Raw genomic sequence first — 348 nt, forward strand, 5'->3', positions numbered from 1 at the left:
GCGCGAGGCGGCGACGCACTTCACGCTATCGGCTGAGCCACGGTTTTCCCTTGGGACCTTGCAATCCCTGCGCGCCGAGATCGATGCGCTTTTAGGATTTCTCCAGTCCGACTCAACGATGGAGAAAGATCGCAATGAAGCGCCAATTCGAAAGTCCCCAGCCAAGCCTGTTCGAAGAAGGCGAGCCAAGCGTTGTGCTGACGCGGGCACAGGAGATCGAGCTGACGATGCTGGTGGAGACGCTGCTGCGCGAGATCGCGATGGCTCTGGCAAACGGGGGGATCGCAGATGAACAAGATCACAGCTGAGCATCTTGCGCGCAGTGCCTTCGTCTATATCCGTCAGTCG

The 348-nt window shown here is 58.9% G+C and carries 1 protein-coding gene; it reads left to right on the forward strand.

What is annotated here, in order from left to right:
* Window positions 1-134: 134 nt before the first annotated feature.
* Complete coding sequence (locus NMG80_RS01805; protein WP_165034407.1) at window positions 135-308, forward strand: hypothetical protein; 174 nt, start codon at window positions 135-137, stop codon at window positions 306-308.
* Window positions 309-348: the final 40 nt, after the last annotated feature.

Origin of the sequence: Mesorhizobium escarrei, assembly GCF_935825525.1 — a bacterium.
Taxonomy (GTDB): domain Bacteria; phylum Pseudomonadota; class Alphaproteobacteria; order Rhizobiales; family Rhizobiaceae; genus Mesorhizobium; species Mesorhizobium escarrei.

Bases quoted from the DNA above. Each gene is read 5' to 3' on its own strand.
- NMG80_RS01805 (WP_165034407.1), top strand. From the start codon at position 135: ATGAAGCGCCAATTCGAAAGTCCCCAGCCAAGCCTGTTCGAAGAAGGC.